At 41.7% G+C, this 21,797-nt stretch carries 15 protein-coding genes; 14 read left to right on the top strand and 1 reads right to left on the bottom strand.

What is annotated here, in order from left to right:
* The first annotated feature begins 63 nt into the window (after positions 1–63).
* The 7 genes from L6I86_RS10135 (at position 64) to L6I86_RS10105 (ending at position 9,778) form a co-directional block, all read left to right on the top strand.
* A complete protein-coding gene (locus L6I86_RS10135) occupies positions 64–1,668 on the top strand; it encodes an extracellular solute-binding protein (RefSeq protein ID WP_236286736.1) in 1,605 nt (534 codons plus the stop codon).
* Positions 1,669–2,054: 386 nt separating this feature from the next.
* Positions 2,055–3,797, top strand: a complete 1,743-nt coding sequence (locus L6I86_RS10130; protein ID WP_236286734.1) for a sensor histidine kinase — start codon at positions 2,055–2,057, stop codon at positions 3,795–3,797.
* Complete coding sequence (locus L6I86_RS10125) at positions 3,790–4,878, top strand: response regulator (protein ID WP_236286732.1); 1,089 nt, start codon at positions 3,790–3,792, stop codon at positions 4,876–4,878. The genes L6I86_RS10130 and L6I86_RS10125 overlap by 8 nt, the downstream gene beginning before the upstream one ends.
* Positions 4,879–5,000: 122 nt before the next feature.
* Entirely contained in the window at positions 5,001–6,311 is a 1,311-nt protein-coding gene (locus L6I86_RS10120) for an ABC transporter substrate-binding protein (RefSeq protein WP_236286729.1), read from the top strand.
* Positions 6,312–6,345: 34 nt separating this feature from the next.
* The gene (locus tag L6I86_RS10115) at positions 6,346–7,233 is read left to right on the top strand and encodes a carbohydrate ABC transporter permease (protein ID WP_236286727.1); all 888 of its coding nucleotides are present in this window, start codon (positions 6,346–6,348) and stop codon (positions 7,231–7,233) included.
* Positions 7,230–8,090: a carbohydrate ABC transporter permease gene (locus L6I86_RS10110; protein WP_236286725.1), complete on the top strand. Its 861-nt coding sequence runs from the start codon at positions 7,230–7,232 to the stop codon at positions 8,088–8,090. Before L6I86_RS10115 ends, L6I86_RS10110 begins: the two co-directional genes overlap by 4 nt.
* 35 nt (positions 8,091–8,125) lie before the next feature.
* Entirely contained in the window at positions 8,126–9,778 is a 1,653-nt protein-coding gene (locus L6I86_RS10105) for a glycoside hydrolase family 5 protein (protein WP_236286724.1), read from the top strand.
* A 147-nt stretch (positions 9,779–9,925) separates the two neighbouring features.
* Here L6I86_RS10105 and L6I86_RS10100 read toward each other — a convergent pair whose 3' ends face one another.
* On the bottom strand, positions 9,926–12,289 hold the full coding sequence (locus L6I86_RS10100; protein ID WP_236286723.1) for a helix-turn-helix domain-containing protein: 2,364 nt from the start codon (positions 12,287–12,289) through the stop codon (positions 9,926–9,928).
* A gap of 244 nt (positions 12,290–12,533) precedes the next feature.
* Here L6I86_RS10100 and L6I86_RS10095 point away from each other — a divergent pair, with 244 nt between their 5' ends.
* The 7 genes from L6I86_RS10095 to L6I86_RS10065 all read left to right on the top strand — a co-directional run bounded on the left by L6I86_RS10095 (position 12,534) and on the right by L6I86_RS10065 (position 21,630).
* Positions 12,534–13,514: an ABC transporter permease gene (locus L6I86_RS10095; RefSeq protein ID WP_236286722.1), complete on the top strand. Its 981-nt coding sequence runs from the start codon at positions 12,534–12,536 to the stop codon at positions 13,512–13,514.
* Positions 13,515–13,527: 13 nt separating this feature from the next.
* The gene (locus L6I86_RS10090) at positions 13,528–14,397 is read left to right on the top strand and encodes a carbohydrate ABC transporter permease (protein ID WP_236286721.1); all 870 of its coding nucleotides are present in this window, start codon (positions 13,528–13,530) and stop codon (positions 14,395–14,397) included.
* Positions 14,398–14,470: 73 nt separating this feature from the next.
* Positions 14,471–16,051 carry an ABC transporter substrate-binding protein gene (locus tag L6I86_RS10085; protein ID WP_236286720.1) on the top strand — a complete coding sequence of 527 codons (1,581 nt, stop codon included), beginning with the start codon at positions 14,471–14,473 and terminating at the stop codon, positions 16,049–16,051.
* A gap of 131 nt (positions 16,052–16,182) precedes the next feature.
* On the top strand, positions 16,183–17,457 hold the full coding sequence (locus L6I86_RS10080) for a Gfo/Idh/MocA family protein (RefSeq protein ID WP_236286719.1): 1,275 nt from the start codon (positions 16,183–16,185) through the stop codon (positions 17,455–17,457).
* Between the two features lie 175 nt (positions 17,458–17,632).
* Entirely contained in the window at positions 17,633–19,711 is a 2,079-nt protein-coding gene (locus L6I86_RS10075) for a DUF5054 domain-containing protein (RefSeq protein WP_236286718.1), read from the top strand.
* 349 nt (positions 19,712–20,060) lie between these two features.
* Positions 20,061–20,900, top strand: coding sequence for a copper amine oxidase N-terminal domain-containing protein (locus tag L6I86_RS10070; RefSeq protein WP_236286717.1), 840 nt, complete (start codon positions 20,061–20,063; stop codon positions 20,898–20,900).
* Between the two features lie 352 nt (positions 20,901–21,252).
* Positions 21,253–21,630 carry a hypothetical protein gene (locus L6I86_RS10065; protein WP_236286716.1) on the top strand — a complete coding sequence of 126 codons (378 nt, stop codon included), beginning with the start codon at positions 21,253–21,255 and terminating at the stop codon, positions 21,628–21,630.
* Positions 21,631–21,797: the final 167 nt, after the last annotated feature.

Genomic DNA, 21,797 nt, shown 5'->3' with positions numbered 1-21,797 from the left:
TCTCGACCGTCTTTAAACGGTTGAATTCACTATACATTCAACAGAATAAAGGGAGGATAAAACATGCAAGTAAAGTTTCACAAAACGATTAACGTAGTGATAGCTGTTTTAGCGACAACCGCTATCGCGCTTGCAGGCTGTAGCAGCTCACAGAACAGTCCAAGCAACTCCACAGCAACGGAAAGTTCCACAGGCGCAAGTACCATTCCTAAAGGTCCGCCGATTGTCTTGACTGTTGAGTTATTCGACCGAAGTAATGCTCCAGCAGGTGCTCCACCGATCACAGACAATTTCATGACACAATACGTTCAGAAAAACTTTGGTGATCCGAACAATATTACCGTAAAATTTGTTACCATCCCTCGTTCAGAGGAAGTCAAAAAGCTGAATGTATTGATGGCGTCCGGAACAGCACCTGATCTAGTCTTTACGTACGACAAACCAACTGTTCAAAGTTACGTGCAAAGTGGTGGTATTGCAGATCTCGGGCCTGCAATCGACAAATATGGACCTCAGTTGAAGAAAGTTCTTGCGCCTACATTGAAGGACGGCGTTTTTAATGGAAAACAATATACCATTCCGGCGCTGCGGGTCATTCAATCGCAAACAACAACTATTATCCGTAAAGACTGGCTGGATAAACTGAACATGCCGCTACCAACGACAACGGACGAGTGGTATCAAACATTGAAAGCTTTTAAGGAGAAGGATCCAGGCAATACTGGCGGAAAGGTTATTCCTTTTACGTTGATCGATATGTTCCATATTAAGCCGTTAACCAACTCCTTCTGGGATTGGAGCAAGATTACGGAAGAGGATTTGTTTGCTGATCCGGATGGGTGGACATTGCCTGGAAACAAAGAAGCATTCAAATTCCTAAATAAACTTTACAATGAAGGCTTGCTCGATAAAGACTTTCCTCTTGCGGCAGACTTCAGTCAGGCATTCAATAAGCAGGTTGTCAATGGCCTCGCGGGGTCTGCTTCACCAAACACAAATGACCCGATTTATAGCGGCTACTACGCGAACCTGAAGAAGAATATTCCTGAGGCGGTGCTCGCAACGATCGATCCGTTCAAAGCGTCGAATGGTAAGTATCCTAAACCAATGTATTCCCCGAGCGGGGTTTATCTTATGGTTCCGGCAGCGAGCAAAAACGTTGAAGCAGCAATCAAATATTTGAACTGGATGGCAGAACCGAAGAGCCTTATTGCACTGCAGTTCGGTCAAGAAGGCGTTTCCTACAAAATAGGTGACGACGGCATTCCATTTGCTTTGACAACGCCTGAAGCCAATCAGATCCTTTTTAACAATCAAGATTACGCCATGATTGTGAATGGTAAATACGTGAGCACGGACACGCCCGAAAAGAACATGGCAGCCAATGCAACCGACCCTCAATTTAAAGACTTCACAATCAGCAGCATTAAGACTGGTGCGCGTGATGGTTATACAGGTCCTCGCGTCGACATTCCAATTCAAGCGGAAATCAAGTATTCACAGATTCTAAACGACAAAATTAAGCAGATGTTGGCCAAAATTATTACTGCCAAGTCTAATGAAGTTGACAGTATCTACGATCAGCAGCTTAAGGAATGGAAGGATTCTGGTGGCGAGGCTATTATGAAAGAAAGAAGACAGGCGTATCAGCAATTCTACAAGAAATAGTCGTTCATTCATCCTAATTAACTCTGTTCCCGTTTTATGGGGAACAGAGTTTCATGATTCCTATGAGTTGGGGGTGAAAACAAGCAATAGATTATTTGTTAAACGATTGGAACCCAATGAAGGTGAAAGTCTCCGCGGCATCATTTTATGAGCGGTGCTGTCCCTGCATTAACTGAAGGAAAAACATAGTAAGCGCTCCCAAGTAACATATTCGAAAATAGCCAGCACACCATGTTTGGAAGATGGTGTGCTGGCTATTTTCATAATAAACATATTAGAGGATTCGCGGTATCTCACACGAATAGTTTCTTATGATATTAGTATTGGGGATAGCGTGAAATGAGGGGATACTACTGAAAAGAAAAATCGGAATCCGTTTTAGATTGATGGTCTTGATGATTTGTTTAACTACATTACCTGTTGTGACTGTAACTTGGCTTGCTAGCAACAATACACGGCATTCGGTGGAACAGGAAATAATTAGTGCTAATAACTCACGTATGGAATGGGCTAATCAATATCTGAATGAGCTTATTGAGCAGATGAACATTTTATTTTATACCGTTCAGATCAATTCGGAATTAATGGGTAATCTTCAACAAGTGGCTAATCCGAATTTAAATGTACAATATCAAACGCAAAAATATGTAGGTGATACTCTAACCTCATTATTACATTCCAATTCCCGTAAAATTGATGATTTTACGCTTTATATTCATGAAAATAAACAGGCATTATCCGTAAGTTATGTCGGCCGTTTAATTTCTTTTATGGATATCCGGACTGGGCCATGGAGCCGGATGCTGGATACCCCGACTAATATTTATTTTAAGCAGGAACTAAATGGGGTTTATGCGTTTCACAGTATGAATCGATTTGAAGATCGTAAGTTGTTGGGTGGTCTTTCCGTTAAAATCAACCGCAAGGTTTGGGATGAGGTCGGCAGTATTCTTGGATCTGAACCCGACAGCTCTATACTCTTGAGCAACGATGAAGGTGAATTATTATCTGGGTCTAAGAATGAACAAGCATTAGGAGATGTTCCTAATCTAATAAAAAGTCTTGCTGTACCTGATAGTGGTCTTGGAATTCAGAAAACCAATAAGTATTATTTCTTTATGCAAAAAGTTAGCAATGGTAAATTAACATTGATAAAAGCCATACCGCTTGAAACGATAAATCGCAGCGCTCAAGCTACGATTAATGCCGGTATTGTAACTGGGAGCTTATTTGTCGCTGCCTCGATTATTCTCTCTATCCTTTTTTCGCTTCGTATTAGTAAGCCGATTATAAGTTTAGCACGAACCATGAGAAGGGCGGAAATTCAAAGTTTTGAATTGAAATCTGTCAAAAACAGTGATGAGCTCGGACTACTAGAGCATGGTTACAACTCAATGATGCAACGCATTAAGGAGTTAATTGAAGTAGAATACCAAGGGAAAATAGACATTAAGACTGCGCAACTGAGGACACTACAAGCTCAAATCAATCCGCATTTTCTCAACAATACCCTACATCTAATCGGAGGGATGGCTTTAGAGAAGGATGCGCCTGAGATATATCGAGTTACACGGGTGATCGGAGATTTATTAAGATATTCAATCAGTACGGGTAGCGATTTGGTTACGTTTAGAGATGAGCTCAAGCATATGCAGAACTATATTTATATTCAGGAGCAGCGGTTTACTGGGCGATGTCAAGTGGTGGTTGAGAAAGATGATTTACCTTCTGAGAGCCAGCTTCCCAAATTTACACTTCAGCCTATCGTAGAAAATGCATTTGAACATGGACTGCATAAAAAAGAAGGCAGTTGGCTCGTTGAGGTAAGAATCAAACGAATCCGTAAGAAAATGTTAATTGCTGTTCAAGATGATGGCGTAGGTTTAGATGAAGAGAAGCTTGGACACATCCGAATAGGTTTACGTTCTGGCAATGATACTAATTTGAAATTCTCTGAAGATGAGCAGGGCGGAAAAAGAAAAGGTATTGGTTTGAAAAATGTCGATTCCCGATTGAAGCTGCATTTTGGCGAAAGATATGGTATACGTATTTTCAGCAAGCCAGGGAAGGGAACGATCGTTATATTCGTATTGCCGGTACAGGAAAAGGAGGAGTTTGAAGATGTATAAAGTGATGATTGTGGACGATGAGCCTTGGTCAAGAAAAGTGATCAAGCAGCTTGGAGAATGGGACAAGCTCCAATTAACGATAATAGGTGAGGCAGAGGACGGAACACAAGGATTGCAAATGGTCGCAGAGCTAGCACCTGATATCGTGGTAACCGATATGAGAATGCCGGGTATTGATGGTGTCGAGCTCTTAAAGGCGCTGAATGATAAACATCCTTTGCTTAAGATCATTGTGATGAGTGGTTATGATGATTTTGTTTATCTAAAACAAGCAATTCGATCCCAAGCGAAGGAATACTTATTAAAACCGGTGGACCCAGAAGAGCTGAATGCTGCCCTAGCGCAATGTGTTCGTGAACTCCAGCAAGCCAAGCAAATTTCTGAAGTATCTTGGAAAACACCGCTTGTATTTGCCGATGCGGCTTCACTCGATAGGTATTTGAAATATCGTCAATTGATCTACGGTTATATGTTGGATTTAAATGCATCAGGTATCATTCAAACGTTGAAGTCATTAGGGGAATTTATGGAACCGATACTGGCTGAACAATTCGATGGCAGTATGCTGAATAAAATCGGTCATGACTTTACTTTAATGCTCGAAGAGTTTGTTTCAACAAGTGAGCTAGCATGGAACCATATCATATCTGAATTGGAACAACAGCCGTCCGATCAAATGGGTTGGAATTCTGTAATAGAAACCATTGGACAGATTGAACGCATGTATAATCAGGCTATTGCTTTACTACTGGAGGCACGGAAAAATAGAAATAAGCTGGACTTGAGAGAAGTGACCGCGTACATCAATAGGCATTATAAGGAATCGATTACATTGGAGTCACTCGCCGCTTATTTTTATATAAGTAAAGAGCACTTGAGTCGAGCATTCAAAACATTCACCGGGGAAACGATTACCGATTATATTCATCTTAAACGCATGGAAAAAGCCAAAGAACTCATTGTGGATCATAAGTTATCTATTAAGCACGCTGCTGAAATGACAGGGTATCCAGACCTTGCCTATTTCTACAGGGTGTTTAAAAAACATTATGGATTTGCCCCAGGAGAATTGCGGAAATAATAGGTGTATAATTCCAAGTCGCATCAATATTGTGCAATAGAAGATGTTAATATCCTGAAATGATTATAGAAAACGCTTCCACTATACTGAAGGAGCAGTTAAATCAGAGGGGGGAACAATCCATGAACAAAACTCTTAATATGAGTATTATCTTAGGCTTGGTATTAGCTACTGGATGCAGCACTAGCACAAGTAAGACGAATACAGACGCTAGTAGTGCAGCACCTGCAAGCACACCAGTCAGTACAAAGGCGGCAGCAACTCCGAAAAAAGTAGAACTGAATGTATTTATGAGCTATCCCCAGTATAAAGAACAATTTGAAAAATACTTCGAGCAATTTAAAGCAAAAGAATTGGCCGAGAAAAATGTAGATGTCACGATTAAAACGGAAATGCCTAATTCGGATCAAGCCAAGCAGATCTTACAAACTCGTCTAGCATCGAATGACGCACCAGATTTGTTTACCATTCATGCCAATGATATTCCTGCTTATTACAAAGCAGGTTACCTAAGTGATCTATCTAGTCAAGCAGCCATTAAAAGCTTGTATGAACCCGTGAAGAAAACCGTTACCATCGATGGTAAAATCGTCGTGTTGCCTTTTGAAAGCACAACATGGGGATACTTGTACAATAAAAAAATATTCAGGGATTTGGGAATTACACCTCCAAACACATTGGATGAAATGAAAGCTGTTATCGCAAAAATAACTTCAGCGAATATTGCACCATTTGAACTGGCTTTTCAAGAGTCATGGGTTCCACAACTTATGACTGCGCAATCGCTTGGTGGTATTGTTTCCTCGAAGCATCCGGATTGGATTGAAAAGATGAGTGCAGGTCAGGCTTCATATAGTGATGTAGCAGCCATTTTTGATATTATCGATCTCATTAACGCAAACGGCACGAAAAAACCTTTCGAGGTTGGTAATGAAGCTGGTGCCGCAGAATTTGCCAATGGAAAATCAGCTATGTGGGTACAAGGCCCTTGGAATGCGGATGCCATTCTGAAAGTTAATCCAAGCTTTGAAATGGGCGTTGCAGCACTACCTGTAAGCAATGATCCCAAAGATACCATGATTAATCTTTCAACCTCTACCTCCTTAGCAGTATCGCCAACAACTAAAAACAAAGAAGTGGCACTTGATTTGCTGAACTATATCCTGTATGAGAAAGATTCTTCCGCGCTATTTAAACAATTGAAATTCAATCCTATCTCTACTGTTCATAAATTTGAAGTAAATCCGTGGGTGAAGGAATCCTCAGCCTATGTAGAAAATGGGAAAGCTTATCAGGATTTGAAGCTGCCAAACGGTGTTACAGACGAGCAAGCTAAATTGTTGCAAAGCTATTATGCTAAAACCGTTACCAAAGAGCAGTTTATTCAAACAATGGATAAAACATGGGCAGCAGCAGTGAAAGCTACTAAATAAAGGCTGAGTAACGGTTAACTAGGAGTGATAGGAAATGATTTTCACGAAAAATAGGAAGCAAAACATCATCCTGTTAGCCTTCGTTTTTCCCGCAATACTATTCTATTCCGTTTTTGTACTCGCCCCCTCTTTGGGGGGGGTCTGGTACAGCTTGACGGATTGGAATGGGCTCAATCCTACCTATAATATGGTGGGACTTAGCAACTATATCGAAGCGCTCACAGATGATCCATACTTTCAGGATTCCATTTGGTTTACACTTAAATACGTTATATTCATGGTCGTATTATCCAATTTTTTGGCTATCCTTTTGGCAGTTTTAATAGAATCACAAAAACGAAGTAAGGTTTGGTTTCGGACGATCTTCTTTATGCCAAATATGATTAGCTTAATTATCGGCGGGTTTATGTGGATGTTTATTTTCACTAAGGTTTTACCCTATATAGCTGAACATACGATCTTTCACTTTTTAGACCAATCGTGGATTGGGGATCCCAAATTCTCCTTTTATACACTCTTGATTCTTTCCCTCTGGAGTGGCGTAGGATACTTAATGGTCATTTACATTGCAGCACTTCAAGGGGTACCGCAACAACTGAAAGAAGCTGCGGCTATAGATGGGGCGAATGCGATGCAAACCTTTCGAAATGTTACGCTGCCCATGATATATCCGGCTTTGACCATTGGCCTTTTCGTTACTTTAAACGGTTCCTTTAAAGTGTTTGATGCGGTATTTGCTTTGACTGGTGGTGGACCAGGCCGGGCTACACAAGTTATTGCACTTAATATTTATGAAGAAGCATTTAGTCTGAGTAGTCGTTATGGTTATGCTAGCGCTAAGGCAATGATTCTGTTCTTGATTGTTTTGATCATCACGCTCGTTCAATTGTGGATCATGAAAAGAAAAGAGGTGGAAGCATGAGTAGTCAAGATGCACGTGTTGGTCTTAGTCTAATAGGTCGTCGTGCTGGCTCATCTCTTATTTTTCTCTTCCTGCTCGTCGGAACGGTTGTGATGTTATTTCCAATCTATATGGGGTTATTGAATTCTGTGAAAACGCAAAGCGAGATGCTGACGAATATTCTATCCTTTCCTACTGATTTTCAATTTTCCAATTATCCGAGCGCCTTTGAAAAAATACATTTCTTAAGAAGCTTATCGAATACGATCCAAATTGCTGTTGTTGGTTTATTTGGGATTATTGGTTGTGCTTCCTTGGCTGGATACAAGCTGTCTAGAACGAAAGGGAAATTAAGTGCTTTTTTGTTTGGACTTTTCATTCTTTCAATGTTAATCCCTTTTCACTCGGTCATGATCACCCTCGTGAAAATATCTAGAGAACTACACATCCAAGGTTCGATTTATGGACTTGGCTTCATCTATATCGGGTTAGGTGTGTCCATGGCCATTTTTCTATATCATGGTTTTGTCAAATCCATTCCGCGAGATTTGGATGAAGCTGCTGTTATCGACGGTTGCGGGGAGTTTAAATTGTTTTATACCGTGATTTTTCCACTACTTCTCCCCGTCACAGCAACCATCGCGATTTTGAATTTACTATGGATATGGAATGACTTTCTTTTGCCACTGTTAATATTAACCGATTCAGATCGATATACACTGCTCTTATCAACGAATATGTTATTTGGTGAATACAGCAATGACTGGTCAAATATTCTAGCTGCCTTATTGTTGGCTATGCTGCCTGTCATTATTTTTTATCTATTTCTGCAAAAATATATTTTAAATGGGATTGCTGAAGGTGCGATCAAAGGATAATGCCATCAATTGAATTGGAGAGGGGATATCTTATTTTGATAACTGGAGGGCATGAAGTAACTGGTTTTTTAAAGGCAAAAGGCAAAAAGCTGATAAACGGTGAAGGTCAGGAGATTCTGCTTCGCGGCGTTGGATTTGGCAGTTGGATGCTTCCGGAAGGGTACATGTGGCTTTTTCCTGATCAAGGGGATCGACCAAGAAGAATCGAACAGATGGTTATGGATTTGATCGGCGAAGAGAAGGCTCAGCAATTCTGGGAGATTTATTATAGTCGATATACTTCTGAGTCTGATATTCGGCAAATCGCTGCAGATGGTTACAATTCCGTTCGTGTGCCGATTCTTGCTAGGTTTTTGATAGAGGATAGTGATGGTGAGGTTGTTCGGTATAATCAAGCTCATTTGAAGATCATGGACAACGTCATTGATTGGTGTCGTAAGCATAGACTTTATGTGATTCTTGATCTGCACGGTGCTACAGGAGGACAGACAGGAACGAATATCGATGATTCGGAGTTCGATAAACCTGAGCTGTTTACGAACGAACGGAATCAAGATATCACAGTCGCGTTATGGAGAATGCTGGCTGAGCGTTACAAAGATGAGTGGATTGTAGCAGGTTATGATCTCTTGAACGAGCCTTTGCCTGAATGGTTTTCAGCCTATAATGATCAAGTAATGCCGTTATATAAGCAAATTACTAAGGCTATTCGCGAAGTCGATGTCCATCATATGATCATTTTGGAAGGTGTGCACTGGGCTACAGATTGGTCGATTTTTAATGAAAAGTTTGACGATAATCTTATGCTTCAATTTCATAAATACTGGAACAACCCGGATACGGAGAGTATTCAAATTTATCTGGATAAGCGTGAAGAATGGAACGTACCGATCTTTATGGGTGAAGGCGGCGAAAATAATAAAGAATGGTATGCTGGTGCATTTCGATTATTCGAGGATCATGATATCTCGTGGAATTTTTGGACTTGGAAAAAAATGGATAAAAATAATTCGCCATGTACTGTGATCAAGCCAGAAGGCTGGCAACAGTTGATTGACTACTTAGAAGGCGGAGTTAAACCAGATGAGGCATCAGCCGAGCACATTTTATGGGAATACCTGCACAACATTTCTTTTGAGCAATGTTTGTATCAAAAAGAAGTAACGGATGCCCTTTTCCGCAGACCTTCGACTCGTATACCAGCAATTTTCTATGGTTACAGGGGAGAAGGGATTAGCTACGGGACCAAGAATCGAAGGGTTGAAATTATTGGATTTCGGATGAATGACAGAACCGATATCCGCTTTATGGAAGGATCCAAAACGACACCTAACTTTCAACATGGCAAGGGGGAAAGTTGGCAAGCTGATGAACGATTATGTGTTCAATTAACAGCTGAAGATTGGTTTGCTTATGAATTCACAGTTGGTCATGCTTCCAAAGCCGCGCTTTATACAGTTGATTTACATGCTTTTGCACCTAATGATAGAGCGCGGATGGCTGTTGCAGTCGATGATAAAGTCATTGAAATCGTAGAGGTTGTTGGGAAATCATGGAGTACACTGCGTTTGAATGAAGAATTTCAGCTTAGTCCAGGATTACATCGCATTGTTCTTAAATCCATGGAAAACATAGTACGGATGGACTGGCTCGAAGTTATACCGGTGATTGAGTTAGAAGAGAAATAAGAAAAGCCATGAAAGGCATAAACGTAGATCGATTCAGACTACTAAAAAGCAGATGAGATAACTCCTCATCTGCTTTTTTAATAATTCTCATTTCGGAAATGTTTTCGTCTTTTTAAAGCCAATTAGTATCGCATTTACTTTTAAATATTAATCACTTTTGATTTTAACACCATTAAGCCGGTACTCCGTTAAAGACACCCCGAAATGCTTTTTGAAACTGGTGTAAAAATAATTGCTTTTTTCCATGCCGCATTTTTCTAAGATGTCAATAATGGGAAGCTGTGAATGTTCCAAATAATGTTTAAGCTTCTCCATTCGTACCACCGTAATATACTCGGCGACAGATTTGCCAGTGGCATTTTTGAAGAGCTTGCCAAGATAAACGGAGGAAATGGCAAGCGTTTCCGCGCAGCTGATAAGCGTTAGATTTTTATCCTGGTAGCTTGCGTGAATCAGGGTCATGACACTTTTAACAATCTCATCTTTCTTATGATCCTTGGCCCCTTCTTTCAAGAGCACGATATCATCGATCAAGGAAAAAAATGTTTCCTCCATTTCATCTAGTGTCTCTAATCCTGTTACTTTATGAAGAAAATCGATCGAAATGATGTTCATCTTGGCTTGCGTGCCTTCTGCAATTCGATTTAATTCGTTGTAAATGGCGTAGAACAGATAAATGATTGAGGTGATGATATTGTCATAAGTGGAACGCTCGATCAGCCGGATAATCTCTTTGTAGGCCTCCTTGGATGCTTTGCCGTTTCCAAGTTTAAGCGCATCGATAAGCTGTTTTTCTTTGGTCGTCGGGAACGTGAATCGTTCGCTGTCAACTTCTTTCAAAATTTCGGGTGATAGGATACTAGCGTGCCCAAATCGGATTCTATACAGGGCAAGACTAACAGTTTCTTCATAGAGACTTTTGATCTGCTCAGGTGAATTAATCACATAACCTAGTGTACCTGATATTGAAATGTTTAAATGTTTTGCAACATAGTGCTGGATGCTTTCGACAATGTCATGAAATGTGTGATAAAGTGTGCTGGAATCTGCCTCTGAGTTACTGATATTAGCCAAGACAATTAACTCATCGGCAGCGGAATCAATGACTTCATTGCCGTAATGGTCAGCCGTAAACTCTTTGGCGATGTTTGCGATCGCATACTTGTACAGAGAGCGGTCCTTCTCACTATGCTTTAAAATGAAATTGTTGTAGCCATCAATCTTCAACATAAACAAAAATAACGGTTCCGTAAATTTGACAGTAATGTCCAGGTCCTTGTCTGTATGAGAGATATGATTAGGAAGTACAAGGTTAGAGGAAGATAAGACATGCTTCAAGTATTCATTCTTTAATACGGGCATGCTGTTCCTTTTCATACTCTCCAAGGAGTCCGTTTTGTCCAGCATGCCACTGAAAGCACTAGCTAGGAATCCGACTTCATCAACGAATTTTTCGGATTTGTTGTTCGAATGAAGTCTATTCTTAATGCCGCTTGTGAGCTGACCAATAGGCCGATACAACTTTTTAGATGCGAGAAATGCATAGAAGAGCCCTAGCAGTAATATAAGTGCGCAAAAAGTAACGGTGATGGTGCGGTTGCGTTTGACACTTGCAAATACAGCGTTATATGGCGTAATACTGACAAACTTCCACCCTAACTCATTGGAAGAAACATACGAGATCACGTGCTTTTCACCTTCAAAATTATCGAAAATAGTTCCAGATGAAGCCGCGGATGCGCTCATCTCTTTGAAATAGGAAAGATCAGCAATGTTTTTCATAAACATCTCCGGTGAGGAATGACTGACAATTGAGCCGTTTTCATTGACTACGAATAGCTCGCTCCCATCTCTGCTCATGTTCTTATCGATAGACGACAGCGTCATACGGAGCCAATCAGCATCAACGTTTAGAATAATAGCATTGCTGTAATTTTCCCTGTAATCGCTTACATCGAATAAAATATACGTGTACACATTGACCAAGTTCGAGTTGGCTTCAGCGTTAGCTTTAATTTTCCTAGATATCGGATAAAGGGTAGGTAGATTCTTAATGTTCGGTAGGCTGCCAAGCCATTGCGTGATTTCTTTATCGTAGAAGTCGGCGCTGTTATAAAAAGTATCTGACGGCGTGGCAATCATGGTGTCAATTTTACGATTATAAATGTAAGCGGAATGTATATATGTATTCGGGATCGCGAGTGAACTTAGGGTTTGAATCGCCTTGCTAGTTATTAAAATATCTTCTTCGTTACTGTTGGCGAAAGCGATGAGGGGATTATTTAAAGAAAGTGTTTGGCAAAACTTCTTGGCTAGTGTATCCATGTAAATGGCGCTATAGCTCGTTTTGGACAAGATATCGGTTTTCATTTCTTTCAGCATGTTGATGGAAGAGGACGTGTAGTTATAGTACAGCAATGATGAAAGCACCAATATTAAAGAAGTGATGATGACAACGAATGAAATGAGTAACTGATTAAAAATACTGGTACGGGTATTTATTGTAACCAACGTAACCACCTCGATTGTAAAATGCTTTCAATATTGTCATGTTTAGTTTAGCCGATTCTGCCCATTTCGAAAAGGCATGGTGGAGAAAGTATCCCTATTTCATCATTTTTTAGAGATTTGCTATTTTTCGGAGAAGGTTCAGCATTAAAAATTGGAGATATATTGAATTGTTATTGTTTCAATTCGCGATTTCATGGATTACGATAAGTCTACGAAAGCATTCAATACTGGAGGAGATAACGTTATGAGGTCGACGGTCGTAAAGTCCAAAATGTATGCAATGAAAAAACGAAGGCGAAGAGCTCTTCCAGTGGTTAGTGAATTGATTAAAAACAAAACCTTTTATGCTATGATGCTTCCCGGTCTTCTTTTCATCCTTATTATCTACTATATGCCGATGTTCGGGGTGGTTATCGCATTTCAACAATATAACCCGTTCAAAGGAATTTTCGGTAGCCCTTGGATCGGATTTAAGAATTTTGAGTTTCTGTTCAAATCAGATGCCATTTACCAAATTACGTTTAATACGATCTTCTATAATCTTATCTTCATTATTCTTGGGATAGGTCTTGCGTTAGTGGTCGCCATTCTGATCGATGAAATCGGAAATCGTTTTCTTGCTGGTGCCTACAAAAGTATATTGCTGCTTCCCTATCTCTTGTCGTGGGTGGTGGCTGAATATTTATTGAATTCCTTTCTGAGTCTGGATAGAGGCATTATCAATCAATTGCTTCAATTCGTGGGAGCAGATCCTGTTCAGTGGTACTCGGAGCCAATGTACTGGCGATTTATTTTGCCTGCTGCTTATGTGTGGAAAAATGTAGGTTACTTTGCAGTAATTTTTGCAGCTGGAATCGCTGGGATTTCAAGTGAATACTACGAAGCGGCTAAAATGGACGGGGCCAGCAAGTTTCAACAAGCCATTCGGATTACACTTCCGCTGCTCGCCCCGATTACGATTACACTCGTGCTTTTACAGGCAGGCAAAATCTTTTATGCGGGATTCGGGGATTGGGGTATGTTTTATAACCTGCCCAAGGAATCCGGTGTTTTGTTTAGCACTACGAATGTTATTGATACCTACGTATATAGATCGTTGAAAAAAATGAGCGATTTCGGTATGTCCTCCGCTGTCGGCTTATACCAGTCTTGCGTCGGCTTCATTCTCGTCGTCGCTTCCAATTACGTGATTCGTCGATACGATCGCGACAGTTCCTTGTTCTAGGAGGTTTACCCCAATGAAGCAGCTTTCCTTCTCACGAATCTCGTTGAATGTTGTTTTTTTCTTGTATTCGGCACTGTCCTTAATTCCGCTACTAATCATCTTATCCGTTTCGTTCACTGACGAGCAGTCGATCTTTCAGAGCGGATACGGGTTAGTGCCACAAAAATTCAGCTTGAATGCTTATTCCTACATTCTTGCAGGGAATTCGCCAATCATCAGGGCATACTTGGTTACCATTTTTGTTACACTTGCAGGAACTGCGCTGCATTTAGTTATATCCTCCATGTTTGCCTATAGTCTTTCAAGAAATGAAGTAAAGTATAGAAATATTGTCTCATTTCTTGTTGTGTTCTGCCTTTTATTTAATGGAGGCTTAGTACCATGGTATATCTTGCTATCTAAATATTTACATCTGAAAGATACGATATTTGTATTGTTTGTGCCTTATCTGGTATCCTCTGTTAACGTTCTCATCATGAGGAATTTCTTTAGAACGATCCCGGATTCAATTATTGAATCCGCACGCATTGACGGGTCCGGTGAGTTCAATACGTTTATCAAGCTTGTTATTCCCTTATCAACGCCTGTACTAGCAACAATTGGTCTATTCGTAGCCGTGTTTTATTGGAATGACTGGTTCACAGCAGCAATTCTCGTTGAAAACAGCAAGTTGTATACGCTTCAGTTCCTGCTGCAATCCATCATGAATAACATTGCCTTCTTACAAGGAAACGCGTTGACTGTGCGAGCAGCCGCCATGATGCCGGATGAAACGGCCAGAATGGCAACCTGCGTGTTAGCCGTAGGGCCCATCGTGCTCACGTATCCTTTTCTGCAAAAATATTTCGTCAAAGGGTTAACGCTTGGCGCAGTCAAATCGTAAGGCTGGCTTTACCGGGAAGCATGATGCACCCGTTAAGCATAAATAAGACATTAACATGGAGGTCAAAATCAATATGGTGAAAATGAAAAAAGCGCTAGGTATGACTGCAGCTCTATCCATTGTACTTGCAGGCTGTGGGTCAAATGAACCCGTCAAAACGGCTCCGCAAGAAACAGTAAAACCAGCTGAAACAGCAGCCGCTGTCGCAGCTCAGTCTACTCCAGAACCATTGAAAACAGTAGAACTGACGTATTATTTTCCAAATTCACCTCAGAAGGATCTCCAAACCGTTGAAGATGCACTAAACAAGCTAGTTAAACCGAAAATCAATGCAACTGTACATCTCAAACTCATCGATTGGGGAGCCTACGAGGAAAAAATGAAGGTTGTCATGGCATCCGGTGAGCCGTATGATCTCGTCTGGACAGCTGCAGGCTTCAACAACTATTTCCAAAACGTTGCTAATGGGGCTTATGCTCCGCTGGACGATCTTATTACCAAATATGCGCCAGACACGAAAAAGGGCATTCCCGACATGTTCTGGAACGCTGTGAAGGTGAAAGGGAAAACGTATGGTGTTCCTGTCTTTCAGCAATCAACAGCGGGTTACGGATATTTAATTCAGAAGGCAGTGGCGGATAAATATAAAATGGACTGGAAATCGGTGAAGAAGCTGTCCGATCTAACACCATTCCTCGAAACTGTGAAGAAGAATGAGCCTAATCTCATTCCATGGGAATATTCTCAAAACAGCGACGCTTTCTTTACAGCACCGCCGATGTTCGGTATGGAATCTCTAGGCGACACAAAGACACCTGGTGATCTTTATTTGAAAGACGGCGCGAAAGTTATTAACCAGTACGAAACGCCAGAATTCAAAGAATACATCACCATGATGAGAGACTGGTTCACTAAAGGATATTTGAGAAAAGATGCAGCCACCTTGAAAGAAACTGGTGCAGATCGCAAGGCTGGCAAGAATGCGCTGCAGCTCGGTCAAATCGATATCGACTCACAAGGATTTGAGCAAGCTGGTTTGGCAGCGACAGGAAGAATGTCGAATTTCAATCCAGATACGCAATCCTATGATTTGCAATTTGTAAAGCCGCTGCTCACGACTGACAAAGCTGCTGCGACGATGACAGCCATTGCCGCTAATTCGCCAAATAAAGAACGCGCGATGATGTTCCTTAACCTGCTCAATACAGACAAAGACATCTATAATACACTTGTTTGGGGTGTTGATGGCAAGCATTACAAGAAAGTTGCGGAGAATCGGATTGAAACGAATAAAGATGGCGGGTACCAAATCTTTGCGCCTTGGGAATTCGGTAACATGAAGCTGACGTACATTTTTGAAGGTGACCCTAAGGGTGGGGAAGTAAACAACAAGTTCACGAATATGTGGGTGGATCTCAATATGAAAGCAACACCATCCAACGCGCTCGGCTTTGTCTTTGATTTTACGCCAGTGAAGTCAGAGAAGGCGAACGTGGATGCGGCCGTCGATGAACTTTACTACGCGCTTGCCAGCGGTTCCATTGATCCAGAGAAATACTTACCGCAATTCCTGGATAAATTGAAAAAGGCAGGCGCTGACAAAATTATCGCTGAGAAGCAAAAACAATTAGATGCATGGAAAGCGACCAAATAAATAAGTCTGTTCAAAGGAATGAGAACTCGTTTACAGGAAAACTGCGTAGAGGACACTATTCTATGCAGTTTTCTGCTTTTATGAAAAGTTATTAGAGATAAGTGTATTTTAAGCCAAGGAGAGATTATGTAATGGGAAAAATAACAGCAGTCTTGATCGGAGCTGGACAAAGAGGTGCAGGTGCGTATGCGCCCTACGCCTTGGAGCATCCGGATGACATACAATTCGTCGCAGTAGCGGATGCGGATGCTGAGCGCAGAGATCGCTTTCAGCAAGCACATCATATTGCTGGCGAATGTAGCTTTGCGAGCTGGGAGGAGTTGCTGGCAGGACCTAAGCTTGCGGATGCCGTTCTCATTTGTACACAGGACAACATGCACTTCGCACCTACGATTCAGGCATTGGAGAAGGGGTACCATGTGCTTTTGGAAAAGCCGATGTCTCCTGACCCTGCAGAATGCTTGATCATGGCGGATTACGCGGAATCCTGCAATCGTGTGTTTTCGATTTGTCATGTGCTGCGATATACGGACTTTTTCGCCACGTTGAAAGGGATTATTTCGGATGGGAGAATTGGTAAGTTGGTTTCTATTCAACATACGGAAAATGTGGAACATCGCCACCAAGCGCATAGTTTTGTGAGAGGCAACTGGCGCGATGCAACGAAGTCCAGCCCAATGATTCTAGCTAAGAGCTGCCATGATATGGACGTTCTGCAATGGCTGGTTGATGCGGAGTGTACGAAAGTATCATCCTTTGGCTCGTTAACCCATTTTCGCCAAAATAATGCCCCTAAAGGTGCACCCACACGTTGTTTGGACGGATGCCCGGTACAAGAAACATGCCCATACTATGCGCCTAAAATGTACATAGAAAGGGACGATTGGGTAGGTACTGTGCTGCGGCAAGTTGTCAGCAATGATACGAGCGACGAGGGCGTGCTTCAAGCCTTGCAGGATGGCCCGTATGGAAGATGCGTCTACCATTGTGATAATAATGTAGTTGATCATCAGGTCGTCAATTTGGAATTTGCGAATGAGGTGACCGTTGCTTTTACAATGAGTGCTTTTACATTTGAGGGCGGTAGGTCATTGAAAATTATGGGGACACTGGGCCAGATCAGAGGCGATATGGAAAAAAATGAAATCGAGGTGACTAGCTTTATCACCCGTGAGAAGGATATAATCCGTCTAGATACAAATTTAGCTGGGCATGGCGGTGGCGATGCGGGTATCATGCGGGATTTCGTTCGCCTCGTTCGAAGCGATGGCAAAGAAAAGAGTCTTACTGGCGCGCAGGTTTCGGCGCAAAGTCATCTTATTGCTTTTGCTGCTGAAAAGTCAAGGTTGGAAAGTCGCGTAATTATTATGGCTGATTATAAGTCTGAACTGAAAAACAACGCTTAAGTGGCACTCACACATGTTACTTGCAACGGAGCGACAACATAAATCAACTGTACCCTATCAAGAATAGACGAAGAATTGAAAGGCATGTTTACAGGGGAAATCGCACGAAAGGGTACCGATGGCGCGGGGGGGGCCTCTCGTGCCATTGCATTCGTATACTGACAGGAGACAAACGATGACAACAATTAAAAGAGTACACGTTATTTTCAAAACACACCTGGATATCGGCTTTACCGATTTGGCTGAGCGAGTATTGGATCGATACATGAAGCAATTCATTCCACAGGCTTTGGACTTATCTGAACAATTGGCACGGGAAGAAGGAAACGTGAAATTCGTATGGACGACAGGGTCCTGGCTGATTAACGAATTTTTGACAACAGCGCAGCCAGAGATGCGCGAACGCATGGAAGTGGCCATACGGGAAAATCGTATTGTGTGGCACGGGCTTCCTTTTACGACACACACCGAGTTAATGGATACAAAGCTATTTGATTTCGGCGTCTCACTCTCTAAAAAGCTAGATCGAGTATTCGGCAAAAAGACGATAGCCGCAAAAATGACCGATGTGCCTGGACATACGATCGGTATGGTGCCCATTTTGGCACGAAACGGAATTCGATTTTTACATATGGGAGTGAATCCCGTGTGTAAACATCCCAAAGTACCGCCTGTATTCGTATGGCGCGCAGCGGATGGATCGGAAGTGGTTGTCAATTATACGAATGATTACGGTACACAGCTTCAAGTTGCCGGTCTTGAGGATGCGCTATATTTCGCCCACACTGGGGATAACCACGGGCCTCCTCGCATGGAGGATGTACATACAATGTTCATTCAATTGCAACAGAAATATCCAGAAGCGACAATCTTGGCCTCTACGTTGGATGCGTTTGCCGAAAAAATCCTCACTCTCAAGGATCAACTCCCTGTCATTACCGAGGAGATCGGCGATTCTTGGATTCATGGAGCGGCGTCAGACCCTTGGAAGATTGCGAGATATCGCGAGCTGTTGCGGTTAAGAGACCAATGGGTTAATTCCGGCGTTTTGGATCCGCAAAGCGATCAGTATGCACGATTTTGCAATCGTCTAATGCTTGTCCCAGAGCATACGTGGGGGATGAATGAGCAAGTATATTTGAACGATTATGAGCATTACTCAGCTGCAGATTTCGCCGCTGCCAGAGCGAGAGATAGTGTTGATGAAGCCAGAACGAACAAATATGCCTATTTGAGCTGGCCAGCCAAATCGGAAAGATCCTATAGCGTATTCGAAAGCTCTTGGAAGGAGCAGCGCGACTATCTTGATCAAGCGGTAGCGGCATTAGATGCATCTTTAGCAGCCGAAGTGGATCAAGCTTTTGGACGCATGGTACCGGGAGTAGAAGAGTTCTTGGAAAAGGATAGCGTCAGTCTGGAAGTGAACGCATGCTATAACCTGGGTATGTTTCAAGTTAGCTTTGGATCAGATGGCTCAATTAACTACTTAAGTGATTCAGACGGTAAGCTATGGGCGGATGATGAGCATCGTCTTGGGATATACCACTATGAAACATTTGGGAAAGAAGATTATGATCGTTTCTTCAAGGAGTATGTCACCAATTTAAAGAGGCATCATAACTGGGCAGATAATGACTTGGGGAAACCTGGACTTGAATATACATGGCCGATGCCGGAACATAAACGTTACAAACCGGCTGTAAAATCGCTCTATGTGAATAAGAAGTCGGACCGAGCGATTGTGCATGCGGAGCTCAAACTTCCTTCCACCGTTTATGAATACTATGGCGCTCCTCGGAAGATGACACTTGTTTATACATTCTTTCTTCAAGAGCCTTGCATAGAAGTCGAGCTTCATGCGATGGATAAACCGGCATGCCGATTGCCGGAAGCGGGATGGATGTCGTTCATGCCTATAACGGATAGTCCGCATCAATGGACAATGGAGAAGTTGGGGGCACACATCTCACCGTTGTTCGTTGTGAAGGATGGCAATCGCAATATGCACGGTGTAGAGAGAGGCTTGCGCTACCAGGGTCCGGAAGGCAGTATGATTATCGAGACGCTGGATGCGCCTATTGTTTGCCCAGGGGAACCACGCCTGCTCCACTTCGATAATTCTTTTGCCCCCTTAGAGGGAGGGTTCCATTTCAATTTGCATAATAACGTATGGGGAACCAATTTCGCGATGTGGTTTGAAGATGAGATGAAATATCGATTCCGTTTAACGGTGAAGGCGAATCGAATGCTTTGAATATTTGTCTATAGCTAAATCGTGGCGGTTGCCGTTATAGATTCCGATATATGAGGGTCTACGAAACAATTGAAGGTGTTTAACGAAACGCAATGCTAGGTACATTGATATAACAAGAAAAACCGTCAGTTCTCACTGACGGTTTTTGCATGGTATTAATAAGCACTTTGCTGAGAATCCAGTGACTCCAGAAGAGATAGACTCGCCTCATTCGATTTTCATTGAGCCAATAAGGCATTCGCTAGGGGTGTATTGTGAAATAATATTTGTAGAGTAAGAAGTATACCCTCACAAAAATAGAAGAAGAATCCGAATATATTAGCGTAGACAACTTAGGAGGCGTAAAAAGATGAAAAAAAGATGGATGGTTATCGCATCATGTGTACTGGCAACGAGCCTTATGGCAGGATCGGCATTAGCAAAATCTGAAACAAGCAATACTAATGAGGGCAAGTCGGATAATGTGAAAGTTGACGTTAATCTCAAGGTAAATGCTAAATTGGATGTGACTGTTACATCTGATACTTATGGCAATCAGGGTCATAATGGATACAAAGGGCTGCTCAACGCGATCAACAATGTGAAGGACAAGCCTGCAGGGGCTGTTATTGCCGATCTTCTTTTGACAAAATACGAGACTCAGCTTACTGCTGAAATGAAAGCTGAGCTTGAGGCCATCAAAGAGAAGGACGCAGCCTTATCGGCGTTTGCTGATCTGTTGGATAGAACCGGGAGCGTAACCGACGCGGTTTATGTTCAAAAGGAAGCTATTATTGCAAATGTTACAAATCTTGATTCTTACAAAAAACTTGGTAAATTGTACGATAAACTAGGGAAAAAAGGTGTGAAATTATACGTAAACGGTGAAGAACCAACTTTCGAGGTAGCTCCATTTATCCGCGAAGGCAACACTTTAGTTCCATTCCGTGCTATCTCTGAGGCGTTGAAAGCAACGGTTACCTGGAATGAAGAAGAGCGTTCAGTTACTGTTACACGTGATGGTATCACAGTGAAACTCTTTATTGATAGTAAGATAGCGACTGTCAATGGGAATGAAGTTACTCTCGAAGTTCCAGCAGCGATTGAAAACGGCAGCACGGTTGTGCCGGTTCGTTTTGTAAGCGAAGCCTTAAAAGCAGCGGTTAAATGGGAGTCAGAGACCCAATCTGTCGTTATTTACGAAGATTAATCCAGTATCAAATTCTAGGAGCCATCCGGTCGCGGATGGTTCTTTTTTCATTTACGATAGTTGAGGAGCTGCTAAACGGGGAACCGTATTGCTTCAGACACACACAATACTTTTATTAATGATTGGCCCGATATAACTCGTTTTTCATTAAGCTTTCGTTGAGTAATCTGCAGTCAGTGTGAACATTTTAAGGTAGTCGGTCACAATGATCGGTTGCCGTTTCCACGAAGGGCAGAATTGTTTAACTGTACCTCGGTTTATTTACATTAACTTATGGTATTATTTAGGTTAAAACGTTTGGATTATTCAAAAAGAACTGGAAGAAAAAAGTAAATGTAATCGAGGTGTTTAAGTGGTATTGGCATTAATTGGAAGTTTTTTATTTTTGGCGGTTGCTATTTTGTACATATTGTTAGCTATGGGTTTACCTTACGGAGAGTTTGCAATGGGCGGTAAGTATAAAGTAATGCCAAAACAAATGAGAGTTGCATGTGCAATTTCGGTATTAATTCAGTTGGTTGCAATCATCTTTATACTTCAAGCAGGGAATGTAATCTCGATCGATGCTTTAACAACCATTGCAAAAGGAGTATGTTATTTTTTTTCATTATATTTGATAGTCAATACCATAATGAATGCTTTGTCCAAAAGTAAAAAGGAAAAGCTTCTTATGACACCATTATCTTTTTTCACTGCAATTTGTTTCCTAATTACAGCGATGAATGGATAGATAACTCGTTGTATATTTAGCTAACAGGTAACGTTGCTTGAATAAGGATCGCCGGCTCTGCGCAGTTTGCGATCCCTATTTTTGCAAACTTTGCCGGTCACCTCTTCCTCTCTTATTTTTAAATTAAAAATAGGGGGAATGCACTTTGTACATAATTAAAGTGGTAT

It is taken from the genome of Paenibacillus allorhizoplanae (assembly GCF_927798215.1).
GTDB lineage: Bacteria > Bacillota > Bacilli > Paenibacillales > NBRC-103111 > Paenibacillus_E > Paenibacillus_E allorhizoplanae.
The sequence above is the reverse complement of the archived record's forward strand: the minus strand, read 5'-3'. Positions and strand labels throughout refer to the sequence as shown.

What these genes read in the sequence shown, in the direction of transcription:
- L6I86_RS10135 (WP_236286736.1), top strand. Translation starts at nt 64, where the DNA reads ATGCAAGTAAAGTTTCACAAAACGATTAACGTAGTGATAGCTGTTTTA.
- L6I86_RS10130 (WP_236286734.1), top strand. Translation starts at nt 2,055, where the DNA reads ATGGTCTTGATGATTTGTTTAACTACATTACCTGTTGTGACTGTAACT.
- L6I86_RS10125 (WP_236286732.1), top strand. Translation starts at nt 3,790, where the DNA reads ATGTATAAAGTGATGATTGTGGACGATGAGCCTTGGTCAAGAAAAGTG.
- L6I86_RS10120 (WP_236286729.1), top strand. Translation starts at nt 5,001, where the DNA reads ATGAACAAAACTCTTAATATGAGTATTATCTTAGGCTTGGTATTAGCT.
- L6I86_RS10115 (WP_236286727.1), top strand. Translation starts at nt 6,346, where the DNA reads ATGATTTTCACGAAAAATAGGAAGCAAAACATCATCCTGTTAGCCTTC.
- L6I86_RS10110 (WP_236286725.1), top strand. Translation starts at nt 7,230, where the DNA reads ATGAGTAGTCAAGATGCACGTGTTGGTCTTAGTCTAATAGGTCGTCGT.
- L6I86_RS10095 (WP_236286722.1), top strand. Translation starts at nt 12,534, where the DNA reads ATGAGGTCGACGGTCGTAAAGTCCAAAATGTATGCAATGAAAAAACGA.
- L6I86_RS10090 (WP_236286721.1), top strand. Translation starts at nt 13,528, where the DNA reads ATGAAGCAGCTTTCCTTCTCACGAATCTCGTTGAATGTTGTTTTTTTC.
- L6I86_RS10085 (WP_236286720.1), top strand. Translation starts at nt 14,471, where the DNA reads ATGGTGAAAATGAAAAAAGCGCTAGGTATGACTGCAGCTCTATCCATT.
- L6I86_RS10080 (WP_236286719.1), top strand. Translation starts at nt 16,183, where the DNA reads ATGGGAAAAATAACAGCAGTCTTGATCGGAGCTGGACAAAGAGGTGCA.
- L6I86_RS10075 (WP_236286718.1), top strand. Translation starts at nt 17,633, where the DNA reads ATGACAACAATTAAAAGAGTACACGTTATTTTCAAAACACACCTGGAT.
- L6I86_RS10070 (WP_236286717.1), top strand. Translation starts at nt 20,061, where the DNA reads ATGAAAAAAAGATGGATGGTTATCGCATCATGTGTACTGGCAACGAGC.